Here is a 7,963-nt window from a genome sequence, read left to right on the forward strand (position 1 = left end):
CGCACCTGTGCGCCGCGGCGCCGGGGGCCGAGGGAGCGGGCCGCGGCGGACGACGGCAAGGGGCTGTCCCGGTACGTGCTCACGTGCGTTCCTCGATCCGTTCGCCGCGGTCCGGGAGCCAGGCGGGCCCCGGCATCAGCGGGAGGGCGCGGGCCCTCTCTTCCAATGAACCGGAAAACCCGCCCCGTTGTGGCACCGACCGCCAAGAAATCTCGCGGTACGCGTTCGAGTGGTTACTTGGACCGGACAGCCGGGGGCGCGGGACCGGGCGTACGGCCCGCTCCGGCGCATGACCGGGATCGCGGCGGGTAGGGCTCCGTCGGCGGCCCGGCAGCCGTACAGGGGAGGTGCGGGGATGAGCGAGGAGCACGGCGAACCGGTGGTGGACCTCCAGCTGGACCGGGCCCACTCGGCCCGCATCTACGACTACATGCTCGGCGGCAAGACCAACTTCCTCGCCGACCGCACCGCCGCGGGCAGCGTGCTCGCCGTCTTCCCCGCGGCGCTGGTCGCCGCCCGGATCAACCGGGAGTTCATGCACCGCTCGACGCGCGACCTCGCGCGGGCCGGGCTGCGCCAGTTCCTGGACATCGGTACGGGCATCCCCACCCCGCCCAACCTCCACGAGATCGCCCAGGGCCTCGCGCCGGACGCCCGCGTGGTCTACACGGACAACGACCCGATCGTGCTGGCGCACGCCGCGGCGCTGCTGCACAGCACGCCGCAGGGCCGGACCGCCTATCTCCAGGCGGACGTCACCGACCCGGGCGCCATCGTCACCGCGCCCCAGGTCCTGCGGACCCTGGATCTGAGCCGTCCGGTGGCGCTGAGCCTGAACGCGCTGATGCACTTCGTGCCCGACGGGGAGCGGAGGCGGGCGCACGAGGTCGTCGAAGAGCTCAAGGCCGCCCTGCCCAGCGGCAGCGCGCTGGCCATGAGCCACGCCACGGCCGACTTCGCCCCCGAGGCGATGGCCCGGATCTCGGACATCTACGCGGCGGCGGGCACGACCGTGACGTTCCGTACGGAGGCGGAGTTCGCGCGGTTCTTCGACGGCTGGGAGCTGTGGGAGCCCGGCATCACCCTGTCGCACCAGTGGCGGCCCGACGACCCGGGCGACGCCACCCACGTGACGAACGCCGAGGCCGCCAGCTACGCGGCCGTGGCACGCAAGCCCTGACGCCCGGCCCTGCTACCCGGCGTTGCCGTGCTGGACCGTGAACGCGGGCGGCGGCTCCACGTCGTGGACATGCGGGAGTTCGGAGATCAGTTCCGTGGTCATCGCGACGGTCGCGCCGAGGGCTTCGGGGACTTCCACGGCGTGCGCGGTGGTCTGGGCGGTAGCGGCGACCGAGCCCGCCAGCAGGGCCGTGGCGGCAATCTTCTTGATCATGCCTTGCACAACGAGAGCCCCGGCGCACGGGTCACCCCGCCGCCCGCACCGGGGTGCGGGCGGCGGGGTCCGACGGGGATCCGGCCCGGTCAGGTCCGCCGGTCGCCCTTGTCCTTCAGGGAGTCGCGCATGCCCTGGGCGTTCTTCTTGGCGTCGTCCATCGCGCCCTTGGCCTTGCCCTTGGCGCGGTCCGTCCTGCCCTCGCTCTTCATCCGGTCGTCGCCGGTGGCCTTGCCCGCCATCTCCTTGGCCTTGCCCTTGACCTTGTCCATGGCGCTCTCGTCGCCCATGACCTGCTCCCTCGGTCCGGTTGGTGGGACAGCACCACGCTGCCGCAGCCGGGCGGCGGGCGCATCCGGAGGCGGCTACCGGTAGTCCCGCAGCCCGTACGGCACCGGCCGGTCCCGCGTACGCGTCCCGCCGCCGCCATTGACCTCTCCGGCCACCGGCGCCAACGTGTTCCCCCGCCAGTTGCGTGTCCTGTTCCTCTTCGACCCCAAGGACGGCACTCATGCGAAGACGCAGCTTCGTCAGTGGTCTGGCGGGCACCGCCGCGGGCCTCGGCCTGGCCGGTACGGCGCACCCCGCGACCGCCTCCCCCGCCACCGCCCCCGGCTGGTCGGCCGTCCCGGTCCCGGACGCGCGGCCGGGCGCCCGGCTGTACGGGGTGGCCGCCGCCGGGCCCGACCTCGCCTGGGCCGTCGGTGTGGAAGGGCTCGGCGGCACCGGCGACGGGACCGCGGTCGCGCTGCGCTGGGACGGCGCCGCCTGGTCCCGTACCGACCTGGGCGCGCTCGCCTCCGCCGGCCCGCTGACGGCGGTCACCGCGGCCGGTGCCCGGACCGCCTGGGCCGTCGGCGCGGGCGGCCTGCTGCTGACCTGGGACGGTACGACCTGGCAGCGGACTCCGTACCCCGGCCAGGGCGGGGCCGGGACCACGGTCACCGACGTGGTGGCCACCTGCGACGGCCGGGCGTGGGCCGGCGGGCGGCACGACGGCCGCGCCGGGCTGCTGCACTGGGACGGCCGCCGGTGGCGCTGGTGCGCCCCGCTGCCGGACGCGACGGCCCCCACTCCCGGGCACATCCACGTCACGCCCCGCGGCGAGGTGTGGGTCTACGGCGAGGTCATCGCGCGCTGGGACGGCGCCTGGACCGTGCTCCCGCACAACCCCGGCGTCCGCTCGACCGTCTCCGGGCTGCTGCCGGTGGCCCACGACGACATCTGGCTCACCGGTTACGGCTACGGGGTCGGCGGCCCGCCCGGGAAGCCGCCCGGTGTCGTACTGGAGCACTGGAACGGCACCGAGTGGACGTGGGTGAAGGCGCCGTACTCCGTCGGCCTGCTCAGTTCGATCAGCGGGGACGCGCGGGGCCGCCCCGACCGGATCACCGGCTGGGACTTCTGGGACCAGAAGCGCTCCCACTACCTGCGGTGGGACGGCGCCGCCTGGGTGAGCGAACGCGGCCCCGAGATGCCGGAGACGGCCCTGATGACGGACCTGACGCGGATCCCCGGCACCGCCGGTTACTGGTCGGTCGGCACCACGTCCTTCTACGCGGGCACCACGGCCCGGATGCACATCGAACGCCACGGGTGAGCGACCGGTGCCCGGCCCGGGCGTTCCGTCCGGGACACCGGCCGCCGGCCCCGGGTGGACGGGGCGGACGGCGGCCCCGCCGTTCACCCGTTCGCCCGTGCCGGATCGCAGCGCGTGCCCGGGGCTCCTACCGTCCGTACGACGGAGTGTCCCCCTCCTGCGCGACCCGCGGCCGAAGGAGTTCGACATGCGCCGGCTCATCGCCGTACCGACCGCACTGCTCGCCCTCGCCGTCGCCGGGTGCGCCGGCGGCGGACCGGACGATCCCACGGCGTCCTCCGCCGCCTCCGGCTCCGCGCCGGGCGCGAGCCCCACGAAGAGCCTGCGGGGAAGCCCGTCCGGGGACCCGGGCTCCAGCGGTGGCGCGAGCCCGTCCGGGTCCGGCTCCGCCGCCCCGGGCCAGCCGCTGGACTGCGGGGCGCTGCCGGACGCGATGGGCGAGGGCCTGACCGCGCGGCTCTTCTCCGGCCCCGGCGCCGGGCCGACCGCGGGCTGCGCGGAGGCCCGCGGCGTGATGGCGGAGTTCTTCCGCAAGGCCACCGCGGACCAGCCGGCGCTGACGGTACGCGGCTGGGAGTGCCAGTACGAGAACGGGCCCACCGGCACCTGGCTGAGCAGCTGCCGCAAGGACGGCGGCCGGCAGCAGATGCACACCGAGGAGGCGGCCCGGTCCGCGCCACCGGACGGTCCGGGGCAGTCCGAGATGCCGGAGGGGCCCGGGCTGCCCGGCGGGGGCGAGGAGTCGCAGACCTCGATCCGCCTCCCGTGGGCCCACGTCTGACGGCCGCCCGCGGTCCGGGTGCGCCTTCCCGGCCCCCTCCGTCCGCTCGGTCCCCTTACGCCCGCTCGATCCCCGCGAACCAGGCCGGCCCGTCGTCCAGCGCCATCTTGATCCGCGCCACCGCGAACTCCTCCATCTCCGGCAGCGCGTCCAGCGCGAACCAGCCCACCTCCAGCGACTCGTCGTCGTTGACCACGGCCGTGCCGCCGACCGCGCGGCAGCGCAGCGAGATATCCATGAACTGGCACTCGTCACCGTTGGGATAGCGCACCCGCTGGAGCGCCTCGACGAGGATCACGCGTTCGGGGACCACGTGCACCGCGGTCTCCTCGAAGACCTCGCGCACCGCGGTCTCGGCCGGCTGCTCCCCCGGCTCCGGGATGCCGCCGATGATCGACCACATGCCGCTGTCCGCTCTGCGGCCGAGCAGGACCCGGCCGCGGTCGTCGAAGACCACGGCGCTCACGCCCGGCAGCCACAGGAGCTGGTGGCCGATATCGGCCCGGATGTCACGGATGAAGTCGGGTGTCGCCATACCCGCACCCTAACGACCACCGGACAAGGAGGATGTCGATCGTCCACGCCGTACGCACTTGCGAAGGCGGTACGGCAGCCGCTCAGGCGCCCGCGCCCCGTTTCCGGTTCACCGCGCACCGGCCGCGGATGCAGCGCACCGCGCTCTCGGCGTCGTCGACGGTGACCGTGAAGCTGCGGCCGTCGCCGAGCCGGAGCACCACGGCCTCGCCGCGCCGTACGACCACGGCCGTGCCCTGCTCGGGGCGCCAGCGGTAGCCCCAGCCGCCCCAGTGGCGCGGGGTGACCCGCGGCGCGAAATCGGCGCCGACGACGTGCTCCAGTGGGATACGGCGGCGGGGCAGTCCCATGTGCCCGCAGCGCACCTCCAGGCAGTCCTGGTCGACCCGGACGGCGACGTGGACGAAGGCGAGGGTGCCGAAGAGCACCAGCAGGCCGGCCAGGACGCAGCCGACCACCGACATCACCAGCGGCGCCAGCCCGGACGTCCAGGCGCTGTCGACGGCCAGCTCGATGCCGAGCGCCATGCAGGCCGCTCCGGCGCCCGCCAGGAGCCACTGCACGCGGTTGGTGGCGCGGCCGTGCCACACCTCGGGGACGTCCGCGGGGTCGCGGTGACTGCCGGAGCCCCCGCCGTCACCGGCCGGGCCGCCGTGCTCGCCGGGGGCTGTCGCCCCCTCGTGGGGGTGGTCCCTCATGAGACGCAGCGTACGCGTATTCGCCCGCCCTGGCAGCGTGTCGCGCGTACTCCCGTGGCCTCAGTGACGGACGGGCCCGCCGGCCCGGGCCGGTCCGGACAGCAGACGTCCCTCGGCGTAGGCGAGCGCGGCCTCGGGGAGCTGCCCGGGACGGCCGCTGAGCAGGACGGTGACGGTGCCGGCCGGCTCGGCCGAGGGATCCGGCTGCGCCCCGATGCGGCGCAGCGCCTGGGCGGCGACCGCCTCGGCGGAGCCGAGCAGGACCAGGGCGGGCGCGCCGGGCTGCTGGAGGGCGGCGCGGATGCGCTCGGCGACCAGCTCGTAGTGGGTGCAGCCGAGGACGACGGTCCGTACGTCACGCGGGGTGTTCGCGGCGGCGGCCGCGACGGCGGCGTCGATGGCGGCCTCGTCGGCGCTCTCCACGGCGTCCGCGAGGCCGGGGCACGGCACGCCGGTGACCTCGACGCCCGCGGCGAACTGTTCGATCAGGTCGCGCTGGTAGGGGCTGCCGGTGGTGGCGGGGGTGGCCCAGATGGCGACCGGGCCGCCGGTGGCGGCGGCGGGCTTGATGGCGGGCACGGTGCCGATGACCGGCAGCGCGGGCTCCAGCTCGGCCCGCAGGGCGGGCAGCGCGTGCACGGTGGCGGTGTTGCAGGCGACGATCAGGGCGTCCGGGCGGTGCCCGGCGGCGGCCCGGGCGACGGCGAGCGCGTGCGCCGCGATGTCGTGCGGCGGGCGGGGGCCCCAGGGCATGCCGTCCGGGTCCGAGGAGAGCACCAGGTCGGCGTCGGGCCGCAGCCGCCGTACCGCGGCCGCCGCCGCGAGCAGGCCGGTTCCGGAGTCCATGAGCGCGATCTTCACCCGGACACTTTACGCCGGGCCGCACCGGGCTTGTCATACCGGCGGGCTGCGTCCGGCGCCCCGCGGGCCGCCCGCGGCGGGTTCCGGCCACGGCCGGCGCCGGTGCGGCAGACTGCGGGCGTGGGTGCGATGGGAGCGGTGGAGTGGATCGGCGCCGGGTCGCTGGCGGCCTGGGTGTGGCTGGCGCTGGCGCAGGGCTTCTTCTGGCGTACGGATGTACGGCTGCCCCCACGCGGGGACCCGGAGCGCTGGCCGTCGGTCGCCGTCGTGGTCCCGGCGCGGGACGAGGCCGCCGTACTGCCGGTGAGCCTGCCGTCCCTGCTGGCGCAGAAGTATCCCGGCCGGGCCGAGGTGGTCCTCGTCGACGACGGCAGTACGGACGGGACGGGCGAGCTGGCCCGGGAGCTGGCCGCGCGGGGCGGGCTGCCGCTGACCGTCACGGCACCCGGTGAGCCGGAGCCGGGCTGGACGGGCAAGCTGTGGGCGGTACGGCACGGCATGGCGCTCGTACGGGAGCGGGGCGACGCGGAGTACGTGCTGCTGACGGACGCGGACATCGCCCACGCGCCGGACAGCCTGCGCGAGTTGGTGGCGGCGGCGCGCTCGGCGGACCTGGACCTGGTGTCGCAGATGGCGCGGCTGCGGGTGGTCTCGGCCTGGGAGCGGCTGATCGTCCCGGCCTTCGTGTACTTCTTCGCGCAGCTGTATCCGTTCCGGTGGGTCAACCGGCCGGGGGCGCGGACCGCCGCGGCGGCGGGCGGCTGCGTACTGCTGCGGCGTGCGGTGGCCGAGCGGGCCGGGGTGCCCGACAGCATCCGGCACGCGGTGATCGACGATGTGACGCTCGCCAGGGCCGTGCGGCGGGCCGGGGGCCGGATCTGGCTGGGGCTGGGCGACCGGGTGGAGAGCGTGCGCCCGTACGCGGGGCTGGGCACGCTGTGGCGGATGGTCTCACGCAGCGCGTACGCCCAGCTGCGGCACAACCCGCTCCTGCTCGCGGGCACGGTGGCCGGGCTCGCGCTGGTCTATCTCGCGCCGCCCGCCGCGCTGGTCACCGGCCTGGCGACCGGCGGCGCGACGGCGGCGGCGCTGGGCGGCGCGGCGTGGGCCGTGATGGCGGGCACGTACCTGCCGATGCTGCGCTACTACCGGCAGCCGCGGTGGCTCGCGCCGCTGCTGCCGGGCACCGCGCTGCTCTACCTGCTGATGACGGTCGACTCCGCCGTCCAGCACTACCGGGGGCGCGGGGCCGCCTGGAAGGGCCGGACGTACGGGGCGACGGGCGCTTCCTGAAGGGCGCTCACTCCGGCGGTCGCTCGCGCCGACGGGCGCTCACTTGCTGGCCGGGGACCAGTTCAGCCCCCAGCCGTACGCCTCGTCGACGGTGCGCTGCGGGCTGACGCCCGGCGCGGGGACCAGATAGCGGGCCTCGCGCTGCACGACCAGTTCGCTGCCGGTGTTGGTGATCAGGGCGAGGGCGCAGACGTTGGACGGCACGGTGCACTCGTCGAGCGAGAAGTCGACGGGGGCGCCGTACTGGGGCTGGAGCGTGACGGTGGCGTGCAGCCCCTCGAAGCTCCGGGCGCCCGCGTAGACCGTCACGAACACCAGGATGCGCCGGATGCGGGCCTGGTGGTCCAGATTGATCGTCAGGTTCTCGCCCGCGGCGGCGGCGCCGGTGCGGTCGTCCTGGTCGAGCTGGATGTACGGCGGGACGTGCAGCGCGCCGAAGTTGCCGCCGATGGGGTGGATGACGCCCGCGCTGCCGTCGGTGAGTTCGTACAGCGCGCACAGGTCGAGGTCCAGGTCGCCGGACTGCGGCCGGAGCGCGCCGCGCGCGCCCAGCGCCTCCATGGTCTTGCGGCCCAGCTTCTTGCCCAGGCGTTTGGCCTGGCCGCCCGCCTGCTGCCAGTTCAGGTTGACCCGCATCGCCCCGGAGGTGCCGCCCTGTTTCGTCAGGGAGACGGCGGGCGCCTCCTTGGTGAGGGTGACTTTGGAGAGGCTGACGGGCGGGGCGGGGGCGGGCACGGGGGCCGCGCCGTACGACTGGGCGGGCGGCGCCGGGGGTGGCGGGTACGCGCCGTACGGCTGGGAGG

10 protein-coding genes are annotated in these 7,963 nt (G+C 75.5%); 4 read left to right on the top strand and 6 right to left on the bottom strand.

Translation table 11 applies throughout. The features are described from left to right. Positions 1 to 355 precede the first annotated feature (355 nt). Positions 356 to 1,180 (top strand): SAM-dependent methyltransferase, encoded by an 825-nt coding sequence (locus tag IH45_RS0114760; protein ID WP_030667036.1) that lies wholly within the window; start codon positions 356 to 358, stop codon positions 1,178 to 1,180. 12 nt (positions 1,181 to 1,192) lie between these two features. On the opposite strand, the gene IH45_RS0114765 is transcribed toward IH45_RS0114760, so the two are convergent. Then, the gene (locus tag IH45_RS0114765; RefSeq protein ID WP_030667043.1) at positions 1,193 to 1,393 is read right to left on the bottom strand and encodes a hypothetical protein; all 201 of its coding nucleotides are present in this window, start codon (positions 1,391 to 1,393) and stop codon (positions 1,193 to 1,195) included. Between the two features lie 89 nt (positions 1,394 to 1,482). Further along, complete coding sequence (locus IH45_RS0114770; RefSeq protein ID WP_030667045.1) at positions 1,483 to 1,683, bottom strand: CsbD family protein; 201 nt, start codon at positions 1,681 to 1,683, stop codon at positions 1,483 to 1,485. A 221-nt stretch (positions 1,684 to 1,904) separates the two neighbouring features. Here IH45_RS0114770 and IH45_RS0114775 point away from each other — a divergent pair, with 221 nt between their 5' ends. Together IH45_RS0114775 and IH45_RS0114780 are read left to right on the top strand one after the other, a co-directional pair. Further along, a complete protein-coding gene (locus IH45_RS0114775; RefSeq protein ID WP_030667046.1) occupies positions 1,905 to 2,993 on the top strand; it encodes a hypothetical protein in 1,089 nt (362 codons plus the stop codon). 187 nt (positions 2,994 to 3,180) lie between these two features. Next, positions 3,181 to 3,774: a hypothetical protein gene (locus IH45_RS0114780; RefSeq protein ID WP_030667048.1), complete on the top strand. Its 594-nt coding sequence runs from the start codon at positions 3,181 to 3,183 to the stop codon at positions 3,772 to 3,774. 55 nt (positions 3,775 to 3,829) lie between these two features. On the opposite strand, the gene IH45_RS0114785 is transcribed toward IH45_RS0114780, so the two are convergent. The 3 genes from IH45_RS0114785 to IH45_RS0114795 all read right to left on the bottom strand — a co-directional run bounded on the left by IH45_RS0114785 (position 3,830) and on the right by IH45_RS0114795 (position 5,867). Further along, positions 3,830 to 4,309, bottom strand: a complete 480-nt coding sequence (locus IH45_RS0114785) for an NUDIX hydrolase (protein WP_030667050.1) — start codon at positions 4,307 to 4,309, stop codon at positions 3,830 to 3,832. An 82-nt stretch (positions 4,310 to 4,391) separates the two neighbouring features. Continuing rightward, positions 4,392 to 5,006 (bottom strand): hypothetical protein, encoded by a 615-nt coding sequence (locus IH45_RS0114790; protein WP_030667052.1) that lies wholly within the window; start codon positions 5,004 to 5,006, stop codon positions 4,392 to 4,394. A 60-nt stretch (positions 5,007 to 5,066) separates the two neighbouring features. Continuing rightward, a complete protein-coding gene (locus IH45_RS0114795) occupies positions 5,067 to 5,867 on the bottom strand; it encodes a glutamate racemase (RefSeq protein ID WP_030667054.1) in 801 nt (266 codons plus the stop codon). Between the two features lie 129 nt (positions 5,868 to 5,996). Here IH45_RS0114795 and IH45_RS0114800 point away from each other — a divergent pair, with 129 nt between their 5' ends. Beyond that, on the top strand, positions 5,997 to 7,160 hold the full coding sequence (locus tag IH45_RS0114800) for a glycosyltransferase (protein ID WP_030667056.1): 1,164 nt from the start codon (positions 5,997 to 5,999) through the stop codon (positions 7,158 to 7,160). 39 nt (positions 7,161 to 7,199) lie between these two features. Here IH45_RS0114800 and IH45_RS0114805 read toward each other — a convergent pair. After that, a partial coding sequence (locus tag IH45_RS0114805; RefSeq protein ID WP_030667058.1) for a Tellurium resistance occupies positions 7,200 to 7,963 on the bottom strand: 764 nt, incomplete at its 5' end.

Source organism: Streptomyces rimosus subsp. rimosus (assembly GCF_000720725.1).
Classification (GTDB): Bacteria; Actinomycetota; Actinomycetes; order Streptomycetales; family Streptomycetaceae; genus Streptomyces; species Streptomyces rimosus_A.

What these genes read in the sequence shown, in the direction of transcription:
- IH45_RS0114760 (WP_030667036.1), top strand. Translation starts at nt 356, where the DNA reads ATGAGCGAGGAGCACGGCGAACCGGTGGTGGACCTCCAGCTGGACCGG.
- IH45_RS0114765 (WP_030667043.1), bottom strand. Translation starts at nt 1,393, where the DNA reads ATGATCAAGAAGATTGCCGCCACGGCCCTGCTGGCGGGCTCGGTCGCC.
- IH45_RS0114770 (WP_030667045.1), bottom strand. Translation starts at nt 1,683, where the DNA reads ATGGGCGACGAGAGCGCCATGGACAAGGTCAAGGGCAAGGCCAAGGAG.
- IH45_RS0114775 (WP_030667046.1), top strand. Translation starts at nt 1,905, where the DNA reads ATGCGAAGACGCAGCTTCGTCAGTGGTCTGGCGGGCACCGCCGCGGGC.
- IH45_RS0114780 (WP_030667048.1), top strand. Translation starts at nt 3,181, where the DNA reads ATGCGCCGGCTCATCGCCGTACCGACCGCACTGCTCGCCCTCGCCGTC.
- IH45_RS0114785 (WP_030667050.1), bottom strand. Translation starts at nt 4,309, where the DNA reads ATGGCGACACCCGACTTCATCCGTGACATCCGGGCCGATATCGGCCAC.
- IH45_RS0114790 (WP_030667052.1), bottom strand. Translation starts at nt 5,006, where the DNA reads ATGAGGGACCACCCCCACGAGGGGGCGACAGCCCCCGGCGAGCACGGC.
- IH45_RS0114800 (WP_030667056.1), top strand. Translation starts at nt 5,997, where the DNA reads ATGGGAGCGGTGGAGTGGATCGGCGCCGGGTCGCTGGCGGCCTGGGTG.